Origin of the sequence: Paracoccus sp. PARArs4 (genome assembly GCF_947311865.1) — a bacterium.
Lineage (GTDB): Bacteria > Pseudomonadota > Alphaproteobacteria > Rhodobacterales > Rhodobacteraceae > Paracoccus > Paracoccus zeaxanthinifaciens.
In genome coordinates this window covers 48,024-66,802 of record NZ_CAMZMW010000012.1, presented here as the reverse complement: position 1 = coordinate 66,802, position 18,779 = coordinate 48,024, and the positions used below count along the sequence as shown (strand labels likewise).

Here is an 18,779-nt window from a genome sequence, read left to right as displayed (position 1 = left end):
ATAGCTCTTGTGCGACAAGACCGCCGGTACCCGCCGGTCATTTCCGAGAAAAGGAGCTGAGCATGGCTACCGTGCATGTGAACGATGCCGAATTCGACGCCGAAGTGCGCCAGTCCGCGACCCCCGTCGTGGTCGATTTCTGGGCCGAATGGTGCGGCCCCTGCAAGCAGATCGGCCCCGCCCTGGAAGAGCTGTCGGACGAATATGCCGGCAAGATCAAGGTCGTGAAGGTCAATGTCGACGAGAACCCCGAACAGGCGGCCCAGCTGGGCGTGCGCGGCATTCCCGCCCTGTTCATGTTCAAGGACGGCGAGGTCGTGTCGAACCGCATGGGCGCGGCGCCCAAGGCCGCGCTGAAGGGCTGGATCGACGAGTCGATCTGATCTCCGCGCCTGTCGCGTCGAAGGGCGGCGGTCCTATAAGGGCCAGCCGCCCTTTTTCATGGCCTGTATCAGCCGCTCGTCTGCATCGGGGGCCATCATGTCCAGGCTGTTGCGGCGCAGGAACCAGTCGAGGAACTTCTGCACGGGCGCCTGGTGGTCCGGGGCCATCGCGATGGCCCGATCCGCCCCCAGATGCGCCGCGTTCAGCGTGACGTGGTGGAAATCCGACTGCGCGAACAGCACCACCGGCTTGCCCAGGATCAGCCCGTCGAACCCGACCGAGCTGTTCTGCGTCACCACGAAGGCGCAGTCGCGCAGCAGTGCCGCCGTGTCGCCGCCGACGGTCAGGTTCGGAAACTCGTCCTGCAGCAGCTCCAGCGCCCGGTGGTCGCGGTCGTCGTAGATTTCCTTGGGGTGCAGCGTCGCGATGCAGGGGCGGCCCGTCATGGCGGCATGTCGGATCATGCCGACCGGGCTGGCCGACTGGAAGCTGCGCCGCTTGCGCAGGTGCCCCTGCAGCGGGATCAGGATGTGATCGCCGCGCTGCGGTTCGGGCCCCGGCAGCACGCGTTCGCGCAGCCTTGCGGCGAAATTCGCGGCGGGACCGTCGCCGATGCGGTCGGGATCGAACTCTGCCCGCGCGATGGGCCAGCGCCAGCGTTCGGCCTGCCTCTCCAGCCGCCAATAGGGATAGTGATAGGCCAGCCGGAAGGTCAGCGCGCGGTCATGGGTCGGGCGCTCCATGTTGAACAGCGCAAAGCCCGGACGGGCAGGGGCAAGGGCCCGCGGACCGTCGCCGGAATGGCCGATCCGCACGGTCCAGCCGCGTTCCTGCAGCAGGCCCGTCATCCGGTTCAGGAATCCCAGCCGACCCGCCTTCGCCATCTGCAGAACCGGGGGATGAAGGTAGACGTTCAGCAGCAGATCTTCGCCCATGGCGGCAGGCTAGGGTGCCCGCCCCCTGTTTTCAACGGGTTGCAGAAGGGGCAGGGCGCCCATATCTGCTTGGCCGACTGAAGGAAGGAGCGTCCCATGGCAGAGGACAAGTTTCCCGGCTGGCACGGCACCACGATTCTGGCGGTGCGCCGGAACGGCAAGGTGGTCGTCGCAGGCGACGGGCAGGTCAGCGTCGGACCGACGGTGATGAAGGGCAGCGCCCGCAAGGTGCGGCGCCTGTCGCCGGGCGGCCGCGACGTGGTCGTGGGCTTCGCGGGATCGACCGCCGACGCCTTCACCCTGCTGGAGCGGCTGGAGAAGAAGCTGGAGGCCGCGCCCGGCCAGCTGCAGCGCGCCTGCGTGGAACTGGCCAAGGACTGGCGCACGGACAAGTACCTGCGCAATCTCGAGGCCATGCTGATCGTCACCGACGGCACCGACCTGCTGGTCGTGACCGGCGCGGGTGACGTGCTGGAACCGGAATTCGACGTCGCGGCCATCGGCTCGGGCGGGAATTTCGCGCTGGCCGCCGCGCGCGGGCTGCTGGAAAGCGACCTGGATGCCGAAGAGGTGGCCCGCAGGGCCATGCAGATCGCGGCAGATATCTGCGTCTATACCAACGGTCGCCTGACCGTCGAGGTTCTGGGCTGAGACCCGAGGAGACAAGCGAAATGACCGACCTGACCCCAAGCCAGATCGTGTCCGAACTGGACCGCTTCATCATCGGCCAGAAGGACGCGAAGCGCGCCGTCGCCGTCGCCCTGCGCAACCGCTGGCGCCGCAAGCGCCTTGGCGACGACCTGCGCGACGAGGTGTATCCCAAGAACATCCTGATGATCGGCCCGACCGGCGTCGGCAAGACCGAGATCAGCCGCCGCCTGGCGAAACTGGCCAACGCGCCCTTCGTCAAGGTCGAGGCCACGAAGTTCACCGAGGTCGGCTATGTCGGGCGCGATGTCGAACAGATCATCCGCGACCTGATGGACGCCGCGATGAACGACACCCGCGAACGCATGCGCGAAGAGGTGAAGGCCCGCGCGCATGGCGCCGCCGAGGATCGCGTGATCGAGGCCCTGGCCGGCACCGACGCGCGCGAGGGCACGCGCCAGATGTTCCGCGACAAGCTGAAGCGCGGCGAACTGGACGACACCGTGATCGAGCTGGAGGTGGCCGACAACTCGAACCCGCTTGGCGGGATGGAGATGCCGGGCCAGCCGGGGCAGCCCATGGGCGGCATGATGGACCTGTCGGGCCTGATGAAGGCCTTCGGCGGTCGCCGCGTGCGCCGCAAGGTCACCGTCGCCGAAAGCTACGAGCTGCTGATCGCCGAAGAGGCCGACAAGCTGCTGGACGACGAGACGATCAAGGCCGCAGCGCTGGATGCGGTGCAGGAGAACGGCATCGTCTTCATCGACGAGATCGACAAGGTCTGTGCGCGCAGCGATGCCCGCGGCGGCGATGTCAGCCGCGAGGGCGTGCAGCGCGACCTGCTGCCGCTGATCGAGGGCACGACCGTCAGCACGAAATACGGCGCGGTGCGCACGGATCACATCCTGTTCATCGCCTCGGGGGCGTTCCACGTCGCCAAGCCGTCGGACCTGCTGCCCGAACTGCAGGGCCGCCTGCCGATCCGCGTCGAACTGCGCGCCCTGTCCGAGGACGATTTCGTCCGCATCCTGACCGAGACCGACAACGCCCTGACGCGCCAGTATACCGCGCTGATGCAGACCGAGGGCGTGACGGTGTCCTTCGCCCCCGACGGCATCGCGGCGCTGGCCCGCATCGCCGCCGAGGTGAACGCCTCGGTCGAGAATATCGGCGCGCGCAGGCTCTATACCGTGATCGAGCGCGTCTTCGAGGAGCTGTCCTTCAACGCGCCCGAGCGCCAGGGCGAGACGATCGAGGTGGATGCCGCCTTCGTCGAGACCCATATCGGCGACCTGTCGCGCTCGACCGACCTGTCGCGCTACGTGCTGTAAGGCGCAAGGGAACCCCGGCCGCCCAGCCGGGGTTCGCCCCTTGTCGAAACGCTTCGAACAAGGGGACAGGACATGGGTTGGCTTTTCAGCATCGTCATCTTCGCGCTGGACGTCTGGGCGATCGCCTCGGTGATCAACACCAACGAATCCAACAAGACCAAGATCATCTGGATCCTGCTGATCGCGATCCTGCCGGTCATCGGCCTGATCATCTGGTATTTCGCCGGGCCCAAGGCGAAATATTCCTGATCGGCTTCGGATCAGCGTCTCAGATAGACGTAATACGCGCCTTCGCCGCCATGCCTGAAATGCGCGGCGCTGACCTGCTGCACCACCAGCCCCAGGGGCGCGGTGTGCAGCCAGTGCGGCACCTGGTGGCGCAGCGCGCCGGGGCGCGTGGGCAGGGGGCCGTGATCGCCACGGCCCTTGCCCGTGATCACCAGGACCAGCCGCAGCCCCCCCGCATGACATGACAGGATGAACTGGATCAGCTCGGGATGCGCGGCGGCCAGCGTCATGCCGTGCAGGTCCAGCCGGGCCTCGGGCTTCAGCTTGCCCTGCGTCATCTTGCGATGCGTCTTGGCATCCATGCGCAGGCCCGATTGCGCCAGCCGTTCGGCCGGCGAGGGGCTGCGCTGAACGACCGGCTTGGCGGGCAGCGCGGATTGTCCGACGCGAAAGGCGGGCAGGGGCTTCGGGGGAACGGGACGCGACGATGCCGCCTCGACCGGATCGGGGTCGGGCGGCAGAGGGGTGTTCCGGCGCGGATGCATGGGCTGCGCGCTTTCGGCCACGCGCGACCACAGCTCGCGATCCTCGTCGGACAGAAGCTTGCGGCGACGGCGCATCAGCCCGTCGCGACAAGCTGCCAGTTCGGATCGTCGCTGCCCATGGCCCGCGCGAAGGTCCAGGTGTCCTTCTGCTTGCGCGACGCCTTGGGATCGCCCTCGACCACGTTGCCGTCGGCGTCGCGGGTGGCGACGATCAGTTCCGCCAGGAAGCGGACCGAGACCTCGGCCTCGCCGGTGGTGCGGTCGAACTCGGCCCCGGCAAGCGTGGTCTCGCGCGTGCCCAGGTACTGCGCCTCGACGGTCTGGCCCGCAGCCTCGCGCTGGTCGATGACGGATTGGAAGGCCTCGGCCACGGGGGGCGCCAGGAAGGGGCGCACCTCGGAGATGTCGCCGCGTTCGAAGGCCATCAGGATCATCTCGTAGGCCTGGCGCGCGCCGCCCAGGAACTCGCCCACGGCGAAATCGGGCTCGGCCTGCTTCATCTGCGCCAGCGCGGTGGCGGCGGGGCTGCCGGCATCGACATGGTCCAGGATGTCGTGATCCTGTTCCTGGGCGCTGCCCTCGATCACCTCGAAGCGGGCGGGCCCGCTGTCGGGGGCAGGGTTCTCGACCTTGGGGGGTTCGAACCCGTCGCGCGTTCCCAGCACGTTTTTCAGGCGAAGCATCACGAAGATCGCGATCCCTGCAAGGACAAGCAGCTGGAGAATCGGGTTGGACATCGTGCACCCTCTGGTCGGTGTCATTGGTCTTTGGACGTTCAGCCATTATGTAAGCATGGCCCCGGTGCAAGTCCAGTTGCCGCGCCGGATCAAGAAGGAGTGCACATGAAGCTGTTCTGGCTTTTCCTGCTGGTCCCGATCATCGAGATCGGTCTTTTCATCCAGGTCGGCGGCCTGATCGAGCTGTGGCCCACGCTTGCCATCGTGGTCCTGACCGCCATCGTCGGCACCGCGCTGATGCGCAGCCAGGGCGCGCAGGCATGGCTGGAAATCCAGCGCAGTTTCGGGGAAATGCGCGATCCGACGCGCCCCCTGGCGCATGGCGTGATGATCCTGGTCGCGGGCATGCTGCTGCTGACGCCGGGTTTCTTCACCGACACAATCGGCATGCTGCTGCTGGTCCCGGGCATCCGCGAGGGGCTGATGCGCCAGCTTGCGTCCCGCGTGAAGGTCAGCAGCTTCCAGATGCATTCCGCGACGATGGGCCGCAACCCGAACGCCCCCTATCGCGCGGGCGATGACGAAGGCGTGATCGACGGCGACTATACCGTCGCGCCCGACGACCCGCGCGCACCGGTGGACCTGCCGCCGGAACTGGACGACGACAGCGGCGGGCGCGGTCCGGGACGGTCCGGCTGGACGCGGCATTGAGGCAGGGCGGGGCTGCTGCTACTAATCACCGCGAAACAAGGAAAACCCGAGGGACGAGAATGGCCGAAGAAGACACCCAAGCGAACGGCGCAGCCGCTCAGCCGCAGATGCGCATGAACATCCTGGCGCAGTATATCCGCGACCTGTCCTTCGAGAACGGCGTCGCGCAGAAGGGCGCGCCGCAGGGCGAGCTGGCCCCCGAGGTCTCGGTCCAGGTCAGCATGGACGCCCGCAAGCGCGGGTCCGAGAACCAGTACGAGGTCATCACCAAGTTCCGCGTGACCTCGAAGAACAAGGGTGACGGCACGACGCTGTTCATCGCCGAGCTGGACTATGCCGGCGTCTTCAACATCGAGGGCGTGCCGCAGGAACAGCTGCATCCATTCCTGATGATCGAATGCCCGCGCCTGCTGTTCCCCTATGTGCGCCGCATCATCTCGGACCTGGTGCGCGACGGCGGCTTCCCGCCCTTCAACATGGACCCGGTCGATTTCGTGGCGCTTTACCGCCAGGAACTGGCCCGTCGCGCCCAGCAGGGCCAGGCGGAACAGGCGCCCGCGGACCAGAAGCTGTCCTGATCCATGGCGGCACGCCCCGCCCGCGCCTGGCAGCGGATGCTGTCCGGGCGCAGGCTCGACCTGCTGGATCCCACCCCCGTCGATATCGAGATCGGGGACATCGCCCACGGGCTTGCCTTCGTCGCGCGGTGGAACGGGCAGACGCAGGGCGACTGGCCCTATTCCGTGGCCGAGCATTCGCTGCTGGTCGAGGAGATATTCGCGCGGATGCATCCCGAATGCGATCCGCGCTGGCGGCTGGGGGCGCTGCTGCATGATGCGCCGGAATATGTCATCGGCGACATGATCTCGCCGGTGAAGGCCGCGTTGGGGCCGGATTACCGGCTGATGGACCAACGCCTGACGGCGGTGATCCACCAGCGCTTCGGCCTGCCCGCGCAATTGCCCGCCACGATCAAGAAGCGCATCAAGGATGCCGATCGCGTCTCGGCCCGGCTGGAGGCCGTTTCGATCGCGGGCTTTTCGGAAACCGAGGCGCGGCGCCTGTTCCCCATCCCCGAGGCGCATCGCCTGCCGGGGCTGGAGATCGCGCTGCGACCGCCCGCCCAGACGCGGCAGGCCTATCTTGCGCGTTTCGCGCAGCTGATCGACCTGATCGACGCCGCGCGCAAATGAGAAGGGGCCGCATCGCGCGGCCCCCTTTTCTTATCCGATCAGCAGGTCTTCCAGCTGCTTCCCGTTGTCGAGGTTCTCGACCACCCAACGGGGTTTGCGGCCACGGCCCGTCCAGGTCATGGTCGGATCCTGCGGATTTGCGTATTTCGGCGGCACGGTGCCCGCGCGCTTGGGCTTGCCCGTGGTCAGGTCCGACAGGTTGAAGCCGTATTCGCGGGCCGCTTCCTCGACCGCCACCAGCGCCTCGCGGCGGCGGCGTTCCTCGTAGGAATTGATCGCCCGGTCCAGCTTCGAACGCAGATCACGCATGTCCTTCAGCGACATTTTTTCCAGATCGATGGTCATTTCATCTGCTTTTATTACTTGGATTGATAACCCGAATATAAACAAATTTATTATGCCATCAAGCGATCAATTGTATCCCCTTGGTAACCAAAAGGTTATCTTGGCCCCCTCTTGGCAAGAATACGCTGAAGCGTGCGGCGATGCATGTGAAGACGGCGCGCCGTTTCGGAAACGTTTCGGTCGCATTGTTCATATACGCGCTGAATATGTTCCCATTTGACGCGATCGGCGGACATGGGGTTCTCGGGCGGGGGCGGCAGCAATTCACCGCTGGACAAAAGCGCGGCCGTCACGTCATTCGCATCCGCCGGTTTGGCCAGGTAATCCGTCGCGCCCATTTTCACGGCAGCGACGGCAGTGGCGATGGCCCCGTATCCGGTCAAGACGATGATCCGCGCGTCCTGACGGCGCTCGCGCAGCGCCTCGACCACGTCCAGGCCGTTGCCGTCCTCCAGCCGCAGGTCGATGACGGCATAGGCGGGCGCGCGCGTCTCGATGCCCTTCAGCGCGCCCGCAACCGTGGGCGAGGTTTCCACCTGGAAACCCCGTTTCTCCATCGCGCGGGCCAACCGGTTCAGGAATATCTCGTCGTCATCGACAAGCAGCAATGACGGGTCCGCGCCTATTTGAATATTCATATCGGTCATCGGATATTCTCTCCCGGTTGTTTTTCTTGATCTGGCGATTGCACGTTTCGGATGCAAACCGCTGCGACGAAATGCCTTATCCGGCGTTCAGGAAACACCCGACGGTCTCGACCAGTTTCTCGGGCGAGGCGTCGCGCGGGAAATAATCCACCGTGCCCGCTTCGGGCAGCACCAGGTAGGTGTTGGTCATGTGATCGACCAGGTAATACTGGTCGTCCTCTTCGTCATGCGCCTTGTAATAGTTGCGCCAGCCCTTGTTCACGGCCGCGATCTCGTCGTCGCTTCCGGTCAGGCCGACCATCTGCCCGGGGAACAGGCTGGTGAAATCGGCCAGCACCTCGGGGGTGTCGCGCCGGGGATCGACGGTGACGAAGACGTTCTGCACATCGACGCCGGCCTCGTTCAGCTGGGCCACGGCCTCGGCGTTACGGGCGGTATCCAGCGGGCAGACATCCGGGCAGAAGGTATACCCGAAGTAAAGCAGGCTGGGCTTGTCGAACACCTGGTCCTGCGTGACGCGCTGCCCTTCGGTATCGGTCAGCGTGAATTCGGTGCCGAAGCTTTCCATCCCGCCCGCGACATTGCTGCTGCGGCATTGCGCGTAATCGACCCCGTCATCGCGGGCCGCAAGATAGGCGCCCCCCGCAACCAGCAGCAGCCCCGAGGCCACTGCGGCCGCCAGCATAATCCTGCGATCGGCCATCGTGGCCCCCTTTTGTCGCGTGTCATTCGGGCGCATTGATCGCAAAGGGGGGCTTGGGTATCAAGGCGCCCTATGTCGCAGCCGGGGATGGCGATGGAATTCCAAGACCAGTCTGGCCTTCCGGTCGATCCGACCGAGACCCACAAGGCCGAGCCCATCCGCATCCGCACGCTGGTCCTGCTGCGCTGGTTCGCCATCGGCGGCCAGATGGCGGCGGTCGTCGTGGCATGGATCATGGGCATCGGCTTCGTCAAGGCACCGGTGCTGTTCCTCGTGGCCTGTTCGGTGACGATGAACGTCTGGCTGTTCCTGCACCCGCCCAAGCGCACCTCGCCGGGGCGGGCGGTCAGCCAGCTCAGCTTCGACCTGGTGCAGATCTCGACGCTGATGGCGCTGACGGGCGGCATGGCCAACCCCTTCGCGCTGCTGGTGCTGGCGCCCGTGACCATCGCCGCGGCCTCGCTCAGCGCGCGGCAGGTGATCGCCCTTGGCCTTGCGACGGTGGCGCTGATCTCGGTCGCGGCGATCTTCGCGCATCCGCTGACCGCGCCCGACGGGCAGATCCTGCGGATGGAGCCGATCCTGGCGCTTGGCCACTGGGTCGCGCTGGTGATCGGGGTGGTCTTCTTCGCGGGCTATGCCCACCGCGTCACCGGAGAGCTGTCGGACACGTCGAACGCGCTGTTCGCCACGCAGATGGCCCTGTCGCGCGAACAGCGGCTGCAGCACCTGGGCGGCGTCGTGGCCGCGGCCGCCCACGAGATGGGCACCCCCCTTGCGACCATCAAGCTGATCGCGGGCGAGCTGGCCGACGAGCTGGCCGACCGCCCCGAGCTGAAGGCTGACGCCATCGCGCTTCGCGACAGCGCCGACCGCTGCGCCGCGATCCTGCGCAGCATGGGCCGCGCGGGCAAGGACGACCTGCACATGCGCGCAGCCCCGCTTGGCGCCGTCCTCGAGGATGCCGCAGGCCCCCATGCCGATCGCGGCCCCGTGGTCGAGATCAACGCGACCGGCCCCGTCATCCACCGCGATCCCGCCATCATCCACGCCCTGCGCAACCTGATCCAGAACGCGGTCGATTTCGCGGAAACCCGCGTCGTCATCGACGGCTATGCCACGGGCAGCACGCTCGGGGTGACGATCCGCGATGACGGGCCGGGCTTTCCGCCGCAGCTTCTGTCGCGGATCGGCGACCCCTATCTCAGCCGCCGCTCCGAGGCGCAGCGCGGCAATTACGAGGGGATGGGCCTGGGGCTGTTCATCGCCAAGACGCTGCTGGAACGCAGCGGCGCGCGGCTCAGCTTCGCGAATGGCGGGCCGGGGGCGATCGTCACCGTGCGCTGGCCCCTGGACCGCATCCGCAGCGAGGATCGTGCCGCCCTGGCCCATAATCCGCAGATCGAGACATAGCGCCTTAACCAGTTGTTAAGCTAAACCCGTCTAAGCCTGTCGGGGCGGTCAATGGGGATGTCGACATGTTTGCGGACGGCGCGATGGTCTTGGGTGCTGCGGTGCTCTGCGGTTCTGCCTCGGTGGTGCTGGGGGTGCTTGGCGTCCGGCTGATCGACCGCCGCATCTCGGGCGGGGGCAGGTCGGGCATGTCGGCCAGCCTCGATGCGCCGATCCAGCCGATGGTCTTCCTGTTCCGCGACGGCACGCTGGTCGATGCGACCGCACCCGCGCGCGCGCTTCTGGACCGGATCGGGCCGCCCGACGACGACTGGGGCCGCCTGATGCGCTGGATCGGCCCGCGCATCCCCGAGGCCGGCGAACAGATGCAGCAGCTTGCGCGGCTGGGCCGGTTGGACCTGCGCGGCGGCGAGGGGCAGGGCGCCGCGACCCTTCGGCTTCTGGCCGAGGATATGGGCGAGGGCGTCGCCCGCATCACCCTGTGCGATCCGCAGGCCGAACATGCGGGCATCGTCGTGGACAGCATGTCGTTGCAGGCGATGGAGGAGGAGCTGGGCCTGCTGCGCACCGCGCTGGACCAGACCCCCATGCTGATCTGGCGCCAGGATGCGCAGGACAGGATCACCTGGGCCAATGCCGCCTATCTGCGCCGCGCCGAGAACCGCCATCACGGCGCGCTTGGCTGGACGCTGCCGCGCCTGCTGGAATCGCCGCGCCCGGTGCCGGGGGCGGGCACCGCCACGCGCCGCGCCGCGCTCGAGGAACACGGGCAGGTGTCCTGGTACGATGTCCACAGCCACCGCACCGGCGATCAGACCATGATGTTCGCACTGCCCGCCGATGCCGCGGTGCGCGCCGAACGCAGCATGCGCGACTTCCTGCAGACGCTGACCAAGACCTTCGCCGACCTTCCCATCGGCCTTGCGATCTTCGACCAGCGCCGGAACCTGCAGCTGTTCAACCCCGCGCTGATCGACCTGACGCGCCTGCCCGCGGGCTTCCTGACCGCGCGCCCGACGCTGTTCGATTTCCTCGACCAGCTGCGCGAATTGCGGATGGTGCCCGAGCCCAAGGATTATCGCAGCTGGCGTCAGCACATGGCCAACCTGGAAAGCGCCGCGGCCACCGGCCACCATGTCGAGACATGGTCCCTGCCAAGCGGCCAGACCTATCGCGTGACGGGCAGGCCCCATCCCGACGGCGCCGTCGCCTTCCTGTTCGAGAACATCACCAAGGAGATGACGCTGACCCGCAAGTTCCGCGCCGATCTTCTTCTGGGCACCACCGTTCTGGACGGGCTCGAGGATGCGCTGCTGGTCTTTGACAGCCACGGCCAGATCATCCTGCACAACGAGGCCTACCGCGCGATCTGGGGCGAGGGTGAGGAGACGCTGTGCGCGACCATATCGGCGTGGGAGGCCCGCATCGGCGCCGGACCCGCGCTTGCGGCCCTGCGCGACGCCCTGGGACGGGCCTTCGAGGACCGCCCCCTCAGCGGGGCGATGGCGGGGCCGGGCGACCGGCTGCTGGGTTGGACGCTGACCCCGCTGTCGGGCGACCGCGCGATGCTGCGTTTCCGCGCGGTGGCGGCCCAGCCCGTTCCGGGCCGGGCCGAACTGTTCGAGGCCGTGGGCGATTACTGAGGCGCGGCCTCAGTAATCCCTCTCGAAGAAGACGCCCACGCTGCTGGTCCCGTCGCTGCCGACCGAGCCGCGCGCGCGCAGCGAATTGGTCAGGTCCAGGTTCAGGTTGATCGTGCTGGTCCCGTCCGCGTCCACCGCGACATCGGTATAGACGTTCTCGGAGATGTAGCGTCCGGCGCGGACCTGCACGTTCCCGTCGTCATCCGTCGTCAGGTCCAGATCGTCCAGCCCCGCGCTTTCGCGCAGGCTGCCGATGATCCCGTCGCCCCCGCGCCCGGCCAGCACCGCGATGGCATTGGCCAGCTGTGCCGCCTGCAGCGGGCTGATATTGTCCAGCCCGCGCCCGAACAGCAGCTGCGACAGCACCTCTTCCTGCGGCAGCTCGGGCGAGGATTCGAACGTGATCTCGGGATCGCGGACCTCGCCGTCGATGATGATGCGGGTGGTGATCCCGTCGCGATCCGTCTCGGCGACAAGGCGGATCACGGGGATCAGGCTGCCCTGCAGTTCGACCAGGCCCTCGGTCAGGTCGAACCGGTTGCCCAGCAGATCGACCCGGCCCCGGATCAGCTCCAGGTTCCCGATCGGCACCACGTTGCGCGAGGTGCCCTGGATGCGGAAGCCGCCGCCCATCTCGGCATCGACGCCCCGACCGCGCACGAAGACCTGGTTCTGCGCGTTGATGACCAGGTCCAGGCGCGGCGGATTGGCGGGCGGCGTCGCGGGCGGACCGCCAAGACCCGCCTCGGATGCGGCGCGGCTGGGGTACCCCTCGAGGCCGGCGCGCGCACGGGTGGCCCGGACCGGCGGCCGCTGGCTGCCCACATGGTTGATGTCGGGAATGGCGGTCGCCCCGCCCAGCCCCGTCGAGGGGATGCGGAACTCGGTCTGCAGCAGGTCGATCTGCCCCGAGACCAGCGGCCCGGCGGCAAGATTGCCCGCGATCGTGATGTCGCCATCCACCAGCGTCTCGTAGAGATTGGGATCGCGCAGCTTCACCTGCCGCAGCCCGATGCCCAGATCCAGCGTGTTGCGCGTGATGTCGAAGGGCCCGCTCATGCGCATCTGGCCGCCGGCGGCCACGTCCACAAGCCCGTCGATATCGACGATGCCGCCCCGGAAGCCCATGGTGAAGTCCATGTTCTGCAGCCGAAGCCCCAGCCCCGGATCGACCATCTGGCCATCCGACAGGCGGATCTGGCCGCCAAGCGATTGCAGCGCGGGCGGCCCGTCGATGCGCAGCGCGATGTCCAGCGGCCCCGCGAAGTTCCGCGTGCGCATGACCATGTTGGCCAGCGTCGCGCTGGAGCGGCCGTCGATGCCGATATCCAGGTCCGAGCCGTCCTTGGCCGCGGTCCCCGTGATGGCCAGCCGCGTGTCGCCGGGCGCCGTCGCGTCCAGGTCCAGCGCATAGGTCGCGCCCTGTTCGCGCACCACGCCGTCCAGCGTCACCGGCCCCGCGAAGTTCGGAACCAGCAGCTCCAGGTTCGCCAGCCTCCCGTCCAGGTCGATCCCCGCGGCGGGCGATCCGCTGGCGACCAGGCTGACCTGCGGATTGCGCAGATCCAGCCGCTGGACGGTCACGCCGCCCGCACCCTGCGATGCCGCAAGGTCGAAGCTCGTCTGGCCCGCCAGCACGGCATCGGCCTTTTCCTGCCCGATGCGCAACCCATTGGCGGTGCCGTTCGCTGTGATGCTGCGACCATCGGCGGTCTCGGTCAGGCCCAGCTGCGCATTGACCGATCCGCCGAAGCCGCCGCCCAGAAAGCGCAGGTCGCTGGCGCGCAGATCCGCGGTGACATCGGTTTCGCCGCCGCCCACGCGTCCATCCGCCTCGACCTGAAGCCGGGGGTTTTCCACCTGCGCGGTCTCGATGCTGAAGACGCCGTCCTGTTCGGTCCCGGCGACGCGCAGGCGGGTCTCGCCCGCCAGCGCGCCATCGACCTGCGCCTGCCCGAAGGACAGGTCGCGGCCCGTGCCGTCCACGCTCAGCCTGCGGATGCCGTCACCGGCCTCGGCAAAGGTGCCGCTGGCGGTGACGCTGCCCTGCCAGCCCTGGCCGAAGGGCGCGAGCGAGGCGATCTCGACATCGCCGCCCAGATCGGTGACGCCCTGGCCCAGAACGCCCGACACGACCGCGCGCAGCTGGTCGTTGCTGACCCGCCCGTCCGAGATGGTCAGCACGCCGTCCTTCTCGGTCGCCTCGACCAGCAGGCGCGTGGTGCCCGTCAGCGCATCCGGCCCGGTCCCGAGCGACAGGTCCTGCCCCGTGCCCGTCAGCCGGATGCTGCGGGTGCCGTCATCCTCGGACAGGGTGGCATTCGCGTCCAGCCCGCCCGACCAGCCGTCCTGAAGGCGGCCCAGATCGGTCAGCGACAGGTCCATTTCGGCGTCCAGATCGCCGGGCGCGAAGCTGCCCTGCGCATCCGCGGCGAATTGCGGGTTCGACACCTGGAAGCCCTGCAGGACATAGCTGTCGTCGGACTGCACCGCCTCGGCGGTCAGGTCGGTGCGGCCCGCCATCAGCTTGTCCAGCATCTCGATGCCCAGGCGCAGATCGACGGCCTGCCCGTCCAGCGACAGCTTGCGCGCGTCGTTGGGGCCGGTCACGCGGGCGGTCACGTCCAGCGAACCGCCCATCGTCTCGTCCGCCTGCGCCAGCGAGGGGGCCTCGATCCGGGCGGTCACATCGCTGGCATCGGAACTGATCGTCCCCGAGGCATCCGCCGTCAGACCCTGTGCGCGGATCGCCAGCGCGTCCAGCGTGGTGCCGGTCTCGTCGCGGCGGGCATCCAGGTCGATGGTCGAACGCCCGCGCAGCAGCCCGTCCAGCTGCGGCTGGTCCAGCGTGATGTCATCGCCCGCGATGCTGGCCTGGATGTCGAAACCGTCGGTCAGCAGGGTGTAATACCCGCGGAGGCTGGCATCGGCAGCGCCGCTCATGGGGCGTCCCGCCAGCGTCGAGATGCGGGCCAGATCGCCATAGCGTGCCGTCGCGTCGGCGGTCAGGGTGATGCCGCTATCCAGCCCCGCGACCAGGAAATCGCCGTCCAGCCCGAAATCGGCGCCTTCAAGCGTCACGTCGCGGATATCCAGCGCATTGCCGGGGGCAAAGTCGAAATCGGCGCGGCCGGTGATGGCGGTGCCGATGGCTTCGGTCAGGCCGGGATCGACAAAGCCCATGTCCTCGGCCGCGAACTCCAGCGCGCCGGTCACGTCGGTCAGGGCACCGCCATCCAGCAGCACCTCGCCCGCGCCGTTCAGGTTCAGGTCGCCCATGCGGACCGAGCCCGTGTCCAGCTGGCCGATATTGCCGGACAGCGTCCAGCCCTCGCCCTGCGCGGCGTCGTAATCCAGAAGCAGCCGCCCCGATTCCACGGTCGCGTTCTCGCCCGCCATGGGCAGGGCCACGGGCAGCTCGGTCGCGCCGGCATCCTTGCCCAGGGTGACGGTCAGCAGCGCGCGTTCGGGCGCGGACTGGTCGTTCGTCGCCAGCTGGCCTTCGACATGCAGCGCGCTGGTGCGCAGGTCCAGTTCCGGGATCGACAGGCGGCCCGTATCGGCGCGGAAGCCCTGCGCGACCAGCTGCGTGTCCCGCCCGAAGAAGGCGCGGTCGTCGGGCGGCAGCAGCGCCGCGATGTCGCCGCCGATCCGCATGTCGAAGCCGGTGCCCGTGGCGCCAGTGTCATCGGTGGTGCCGGTGGCGCTGACGCGGCCGGTGATGCGGGGCTGGCCATCGCTGGACAGGCGGATGTCGGCGGCGAAATCGCTCAGCGCGCCTTCGCCGCTGATCTGCGCGGCAAGGGCAGGGCGGTCGTGGATGCCCACGAGGTTCGCCAGGATCCCGTCCTCGGCCTCGTCCAGGCCCAAGTTCAGGCGCAGTACCTCGGTCTCGTTCGAGTATCCCGCGTCCAGCACGAACTGGCCGCGCGGGCCGTCCAGGCGGTCGATGGTCAGGTCGGCATCGCCCTCGCCCCCGGCAAGGCCAAGATTGCCCGCCACCTTCAACGAGGCCGCGACGCCCATCACCGGCTCGCCCAGGCGGACGCGATCGGCGCGGATCTCCTCGATGTTCAGCGACACGGGCAGCTCGGGCAGGGCGAAGGGGGTGGCCTCGGCCTGAACCTCGTCCTTCTCGCCGCCGGGCAGGCGGGGCAGGTCGATCTCGGATGCCGACAGCTCGGCGATCTCGACGCGGCGGCGCAGCAGGGCCGAGCGGTTCCACTGGATCGCGCCGTCCTTCAGCGTCAGCCAGGCGCCGTCCTCGTCGGCGATGCGGATCTCGTCGAAGGTCGCGCGCGAGGACAGCGCGCCCTCGAAGCCGATGATGGTGATCTGCCGACCCTCGCCCGACAGGTTCTTTTCCAGAAGCCGCGTCAGGAACCCCTTGTCGTCGGATTCCGATGCCGCGATCTCGGCGATGTCCTGCGCCAGCACGGCCAGCGGCAGCATGGTGACGGCGGTGATGATGAGGAACCTGCGCATCAGAATGCCTGCCCCAGCCCGAGATAGAGTTGAACGCCATTGGCGGTATCGCCGCTGACCGGTCCCGCCACGTCGAAGCGCAGCGGCCCGACCGGCGTGTCGTAGCGCACGCCGACCCCGGCGCCGACATGTTCGCCCGACGCGCCGTCGAAGGCCCCCTCGGACCAGACGCGCCCGTAATCGGCAAAGGCCACCAGCCCGATCTTCTCGCGGACCTGGAAGCGGAACTCGGCGGTGGCGGTCGCGGTGGACATGCCGCCGGTCTTGATCGCGCCGTCGCTGCCCTCGATCACCTCGACGCCCAGGGATTCGTAGGGATGCCCGCGCACGGTGCCCCCCCCGCCCGAGAAGAACAGGTAGTTGCGCGGCGTGTTCTCGATCTTGGCCCCCAGGATCGAGCCGAGGCGCGCGCGACCCGCCAGCGTGAAGCGGTCGTCGCCGAAGCTGTAATAGGCCCGCCCCTCGCCCAGGGCGCGCAGGCCGCTGTCGGTATCCTCGAACCCGTAGAAGGGCGTGGCGTCGCCCTGCAGCCAGAAGCCGTTCTTGGCGTTGTTCTGGTCGTCGCGCTTGTCCCAGGTGACGCCGGCGGGCAGGGCCAGCACCTTGAAGTCGCGTTCCAGGTCGTCGTCATAGGCGCGCGAGAACTGGTATTGCAGCGCGATGTCGGCGGTCAGCTCGTCGCTGAAGATGTGGTTGAACCCGAAGCCGAGCGTCGCGACATCCTCGTCGTAATCCTCCTCGCGGATCTGGTCGGCCTCGAATTCGACGAAACCGGTCGTGTCGGGCGTCAGCGTGGCGGGACGGTCGATGCGGATGCTGTAGCTGTCGTCGCGGCCGCTGCTGTCGGACCCGATATCCTTCACCTCGGCGTCGATGCGCAGGCGCTCTCCTCCGCCGAACAGGTTGCGATGCATCCAGTAGCCCGAGACGAGGATGCCGTCGGTGTTCGACACCTCGAAGCCCGCGCCCAGGCGGCGGGTCTTCTGTTCGATCACGGTCAGGTCCACATCCATGCTGTCATCGGGATTCAGCGTCTCGGATTCCTCGAGCGTGATGGCCGAGAAGACCCCCGAGCGGCGCAGGCGCTTGCGGACGTCGGACAGCTCCTCGGGGTCGAAGCGCTCTCCCTCGGGGAAGCCCGCGATCTTGCGCAGGCGGCGTTCGGACAGGCGGCGGTTGCCGCTGACGTTCAGGCGGCCGAAGGACACGGCGGGGCCGGGGTCCAGCCCGATCCGGGTATCGACCTGCCGCGCGTCGTGATTGGCGGTGATGGACTGGGACGCGACATCGGCCTTGGCATGGCCGTAATTGCGCCAGCCCTCGACCCCGGCCAGTGCGGCGCGGCGCATGACGCCGGTGCCCGCGGTCTCGCCCACGGCGAATTCGGGCGGGATCTCGGATTCGGGGGCGACGGGGGCAAGGTCGGCGCGGGCGAAGGTGAATTCCGGGCCGGGGGTCACGACCACATGGGCGCGACTGACGGCATCGGGCGCGTCCAGCAGGGCGACCTCGGCGGCCTCCTGCCCGTCCAGCGTGATGCTGACCTCGGCGTCGTAGAAGCCGTTGTCATAGAGCACGCCCAGGATGCGCGCGTAATCGCCCCGCGCCGCCGCCAGCACGTCCTGGCCGGTGGTGCGATCCTCGGACAGGGCGCCCGCGATCAGCGAGGTCTGCCGGATGCGCGTGGCCAGCGTGTCGTTGCCGCCCTCGACCGTGATGTCCAGATCGACCGGCCCCTCGGTCGGGTCGTCCCGCGAGAACAATCCCGAAAACGGCGAGGAGGACTGCGCCCAAGCGATCCCCCCGCCCGAAATGGCCGTGGTGGCGACCAGCATCGCCGTCACATATGCGCGCATCGAACCTGCCCCTGCTCGTATTCTGGCTTGCGCCGATCAAACCAGCTTGGGGCCTCGGGGTCCAGCAATTGTTGCGAACCGAACGGTTCGCGGCAGGGTTCAGCCCAGTGCGGCAAGGCAGCCGTGAAGCGCGGCCATGTCGTCCAGGATCAGGTTGACCGGCGTGTTGGCCGGGATGTGGCCCATATGCGCCTGCGACAGGAAGGCCGGGGTGAAGCGGTCCATCCGGTCCGCGATGCTGCGCCCGACGCTGCCCGCAAGGAACAGCCCCTCCAGCGGCATGAACCGCAGGGACAGTTCGCGGCACAGAAGGCCGACCAGCTCGGTGAAGAACTCGTAGGTCTCGATCGCGGCGGCATCGCCGGCCTCGGCGGCGCGGGCGACCTCTTCGCTGCGCACCGGCTCGGTTCCGGTCATCGCAGCGTGCAGGCGCGACAGGCCGCGACCCGCGAAGGTCTCCTCGGTCGAGAAGAAGCCAGCCGCGGCCTCGGGCCCCACGCGCTCGACCAGGCGGGCCATGATGTTGGCGGGAAGGTGGGTATGCCCCTCCTCGGCCTCCAGCGCGGTAATCGCGCCGCCGGGCAGGACCCGCACGGCGCAGACGTTGAAGCCGGTGCCCAAGCCCACGACAAGGCCCTGGCCGTTGCGGGCGCGATCCTCGGGCGCCTCGCGCAGGACGGCGATGCCGCTGCCCCGCAGGGCGGGCGTGGCATAGCCGAGCGCGGTCAGGTCGTTGATCAGGCGCACGTGATCCGCATCGGTCAGGCGCGCCAGCTCGTTCTCGTCAAAGGACCAGTCGCGGTTGGTCAGCCGCGCGCGTCCGCCGCTGACCGGGCCCGCGACGGCGATGCACATGGCCGAGATGTTGGGCTGGTGCTGTTCCGCCATGAACTGGCGCACCACGTCGTCGAAGCTGGCGAAGTCGTCCCCGCGAAAGCGCGTGACCGTCGCCGCATCGATCAGACCGTTCCGCGCGATCGCAAGCCGCGCGTTGGTCCCCCCCACATCGCCAAGAAGCATCGCCATCCGTCTACC

General features: G+C 68.2%; 18 protein-coding genes. 9 read left to right on the top strand and 9 right to left on the bottom strand.

Features of this window, described 5'->3' with window-relative positions; all coding sequences use genetic code 11:
• Positions 1–62: 62 nt before the first annotated feature.
• The gene (trxA, locus tag QMZ16_RS11315; protein ID WP_282603334.1) at positions 63–383 is read left to right on the top strand and encodes a thioredoxin; all 321 of its coding nucleotides are present in this window, start codon (positions 63–65) and stop codon (positions 381–383) included.
• A gap of 33 nt (positions 384–416) precedes the next feature.
• Here trxA and QMZ16_RS11310 read toward each other — a convergent pair whose 3' ends face one another.
• Positions 417–1,319, bottom strand: a complete 903-nt coding sequence (locus QMZ16_RS11310) for a hypothetical protein (protein WP_282603333.1) — start codon at positions 1,317–1,319, stop codon at positions 417–419.
• Between the two features lie 96 nt (positions 1,320–1,415).
• Here QMZ16_RS11310 and hslV point away from each other — a divergent pair, with 96 nt between their 5' ends.
• The 3 genes from hslV to QMZ16_RS11295 all read left to right on the top strand — a co-directional run bounded on the left by hslV (position 1,416) and on the right by QMZ16_RS11295 (position 3,547).
• Positions 1,416–1,970, top strand: a complete 555-nt coding sequence (hslV, locus tag QMZ16_RS11305) for an ATP-dependent protease subunit HslV (protein WP_282603332.1) — start codon at positions 1,416–1,418, stop codon at positions 1,968–1,970.
• 20 nt (positions 1,971–1,990) lie between these two features.
• Positions 1,991–3,298, top strand: coding sequence for an ATP-dependent protease ATPase subunit HslU (gene hslU, locus QMZ16_RS11300; protein ID WP_282603331.1), 1,308 nt, complete (start codon positions 1,991–1,993; stop codon positions 3,296–3,298).
• A 72-nt stretch (positions 3,299–3,370) separates the two neighbouring features.
• On the top strand, positions 3,371–3,547 hold the full coding sequence (locus QMZ16_RS11295; protein WP_022708100.1) for a PLDc N-terminal domain-containing protein: 177 nt from the start codon (positions 3,371–3,373) through the stop codon (positions 3,545–3,547).
• A gap of 11 nt (positions 3,548–3,558) precedes the next feature.
• Here the strand turns inward: QMZ16_RS11295 and QMZ16_RS11290 are convergent, their stop codons facing one another.
• Both QMZ16_RS11290 and QMZ16_RS11285 read right to left on the bottom strand, forming a co-directional pair.
• Entirely contained in the window at positions 3,559–4,146 is a 588-nt protein-coding gene (locus tag QMZ16_RS11290) for a Smr/MutS family protein (protein ID WP_282603330.1), read from the bottom strand.
• Complete coding sequence (locus tag QMZ16_RS11285) at positions 4,146–4,808, bottom strand: Tim44/TimA family putative adaptor protein (RefSeq protein ID WP_282603329.1); 663 nt, start codon at positions 4,806–4,808, stop codon at positions 4,146–4,148. The genes QMZ16_RS11290 and QMZ16_RS11285 overlap by 1 nt, the downstream gene beginning before the upstream one ends.
• A gap of 105 nt (positions 4,809–4,913) precedes the next feature.
• Between QMZ16_RS11285 and QMZ16_RS11280 the strand changes: the two genes are divergently transcribed.
• Genes QMZ16_RS11280 through QMZ16_RS11270 form a run of 3 tightly spaced genes read left to right on the top strand, consistent with a single transcriptional unit; the run spans position 4,914 to position 6,652 of the window.
• Entirely contained in the window at positions 4,914–5,459 is a 546-nt protein-coding gene (locus tag QMZ16_RS11280; RefSeq protein ID WP_282603328.1) for an FxsA family protein, read from the top strand.
• A 59-nt stretch (positions 5,460–5,518) separates the two neighbouring features.
• Positions 5,519–6,037: a protein-export chaperone SecB gene (gene secB / locus QMZ16_RS11275; RefSeq protein WP_282603327.1), complete on the top strand. Its 519-nt coding sequence runs from the start codon at positions 5,519–5,521 to the stop codon at positions 6,035–6,037.
• A 3-nt stretch (positions 6,038–6,040) separates the two neighbouring features.
• A complete protein-coding gene (locus QMZ16_RS11270) occupies positions 6,041–6,652 on the top strand; it encodes an HD family hydrolase (RefSeq protein ID WP_282603326.1) in 612 nt (203 codons plus the stop codon).
• A 30-nt stretch (positions 6,653–6,682) separates the two neighbouring features.
• On the opposite strand, the gene QMZ16_RS11265 is transcribed toward QMZ16_RS11270, so the two are convergent.
• From QMZ16_RS11265 to QMZ16_RS11255, 3 genes are all read right to left on the bottom strand, one after another.
• Positions 6,683–6,997 carry an H-NS histone family protein gene (locus QMZ16_RS11265; protein WP_022708094.1) on the bottom strand — a complete coding sequence of 105 codons (315 nt, stop codon included), beginning with the start codon at positions 6,995–6,997 and terminating at the stop codon, positions 6,683–6,685.
• 95 nt (positions 6,998–7,092) lie between these two features.
• Positions 7,093–7,644: an ActR/PrrA/RegA family redox response regulator transcription factor gene (locus QMZ16_RS11260; RefSeq protein ID WP_022708093.1), complete on the bottom strand. Its 552-nt coding sequence runs from the start codon at positions 7,642–7,644 to the stop codon at positions 7,093–7,095.
• Between the two features lie 76 nt (positions 7,645–7,720).
• Positions 7,721–8,347 carry an SCO family protein gene (locus tag QMZ16_RS11255; RefSeq protein WP_282603325.1) on the bottom strand — a complete coding sequence of 209 codons (627 nt, stop codon included), beginning with the start codon at positions 8,345–8,347 and terminating at the stop codon, positions 7,721–7,723.
• A gap of 93 nt (positions 8,348–8,440) precedes the next feature.
• On the opposite strand from QMZ16_RS11255, the gene QMZ16_RS11250 reads away from it, so the two are divergent.
• A complete protein-coding gene (locus QMZ16_RS11250) occupies positions 8,441–9,760 on the top strand; it encodes an ActS/PrrB/RegB family redox-sensitive histidine kinase (protein WP_282603324.1) in 1,320 nt (439 codons plus the stop codon).
• 65 nt (positions 9,761–9,825) lie between these two features.
• Positions 9,826–11,403, top strand: a complete 1,578-nt coding sequence (locus QMZ16_RS11245; RefSeq protein WP_282603323.1) for a PAS domain-containing protein — start codon at positions 9,826–9,828, stop codon at positions 11,401–11,403.
• A 9-nt stretch (positions 11,404–11,412) separates the two neighbouring features.
• On the opposite strand, the gene QMZ16_RS11240 is transcribed toward QMZ16_RS11245, so the two are convergent.
• The 3 genes from QMZ16_RS11240 to QMZ16_RS11230 form a co-directional block, all read right to left on the bottom strand.
• Positions 11,413–15,888 (bottom strand): translocation/assembly module TamB domain-containing protein, encoded by a 4,476-nt coding sequence (locus QMZ16_RS11240; protein ID WP_282603322.1) that lies wholly within the window; start codon positions 15,886–15,888, stop codon positions 11,413–11,415.
• A complete protein-coding gene (locus tag QMZ16_RS11235; RefSeq protein ID WP_282603321.1) occupies positions 15,888–17,744 on the bottom strand; it encodes an autotransporter assembly complex family protein in 1,857 nt (618 codons plus the stop codon). Before QMZ16_RS11235 ends, QMZ16_RS11240 begins: the two co-directional genes overlap by 1 nt.
• A 99-nt stretch (positions 17,745–17,843) precedes the next feature.
• Positions 17,844–18,770: a glucokinase gene (locus QMZ16_RS11230; RefSeq protein ID WP_022708087.1), complete on the bottom strand. Its 927-nt coding sequence runs from the start codon at positions 18,768–18,770 to the stop codon at positions 17,844–17,846.
• Positions 18,771–18,779: the final 9 nt, after the last annotated feature.

Excerpts from the sequence above, each read along its gene's own strand:
- trxA (WP_282603334.1), top strand. The coding sequence starts at position 63 with ATGGCTACCGTGCATGTGAACGATGCCGAATTCGACGCCGAAGTGCGC.
- QMZ16_RS11310 (WP_282603333.1), bottom strand. The coding sequence starts at position 1,319 with ATGGGCGAAGATCTGCTGCTGAACGTCTACCTTCATCCCCCGGTTCTG.
- hslV (WP_282603332.1), top strand. The coding sequence starts at position 1,416 with ATGGCAGAGGACAAGTTTCCCGGCTGGCACGGCACCACGATTCTGGCG.
- hslU (WP_282603331.1), top strand. The coding sequence starts at position 1,991 with ATGACCGACCTGACCCCAAGCCAGATCGTGTCCGAACTGGACCGCTTC.
- QMZ16_RS11295 (WP_022708100.1), top strand. The coding sequence starts at position 3,371 with ATGGGTTGGCTTTTCAGCATCGTCATCTTCGCGCTGGACGTCTGGGCG.
- QMZ16_RS11290 (WP_282603330.1), bottom strand. The coding sequence starts at position 4,146 with ATGCGCCGTCGCCGCAAGCTTCTGTCCGACGAGGATCGCGAGCTGTGG.
- QMZ16_RS11285 (WP_282603329.1), bottom strand. The coding sequence starts at position 4,808 with ATGTCCAACCCGATTCTCCAGCTGCTTGTCCTTGCAGGGATCGCGATC.
- QMZ16_RS11280 (WP_282603328.1), top strand. The coding sequence starts at position 4,914 with ATGAAGCTGTTCTGGCTTTTCCTGCTGGTCCCGATCATCGAGATCGGT.
- secB (WP_282603327.1), top strand. The coding sequence starts at position 5,519 with ATGGCCGAAGAAGACACCCAAGCGAACGGCGCAGCCGCTCAGCCGCAG.
- QMZ16_RS11270 (WP_282603326.1), top strand. The coding sequence starts at position 6,041 with ATGGCGGCACGCCCCGCCCGCGCCTGGCAGCGGATGCTGTCCGGGCGC.
- QMZ16_RS11265 (WP_022708094.1), bottom strand. The coding sequence starts at position 6,997 with ATGACCATCGATCTGGAAAAAATGTCGCTGAAGGACATGCGTGATCTG.
- QMZ16_RS11260 (WP_022708093.1), bottom strand. The coding sequence starts at position 7,644 with ATGACCGATATGAATATTCAAATAGGCGCGGACCCGTCATTGCTGCTT.
- QMZ16_RS11255 (WP_282603325.1), bottom strand. The coding sequence starts at position 8,347 with ATGGCCGATCGCAGGATTATGCTGGCGGCCGCAGTGGCCTCGGGGCTG.
- QMZ16_RS11250 (WP_282603324.1), top strand. The coding sequence starts at position 8,441 with ATGGAATTCCAAGACCAGTCTGGCCTTCCGGTCGATCCGACCGAGACC.
- QMZ16_RS11245 (WP_282603323.1), top strand. The coding sequence starts at position 9,826 with ATGTTTGCGGACGGCGCGATGGTCTTGGGTGCTGCGGTGCTCTGCGGT.
- QMZ16_RS11240 (WP_282603322.1), bottom strand. The coding sequence starts at position 15,888 with ATGCGCAGGTTCCTCATCATCACCGCCGTCACCATGCTGCCGCTGGCC.
- QMZ16_RS11235 (WP_282603321.1), bottom strand. The coding sequence starts at position 17,744 with ATGCGCGCATATGTGACGGCGATGCTGGTCGCCACCACGGCCATTTCG.
- QMZ16_RS11230 (WP_022708087.1), bottom strand. The coding sequence starts at position 18,770 with ATGGCGATGCTTCTTGGCGATGTGGGGGGGACCAACGCGCGGCTTGCG.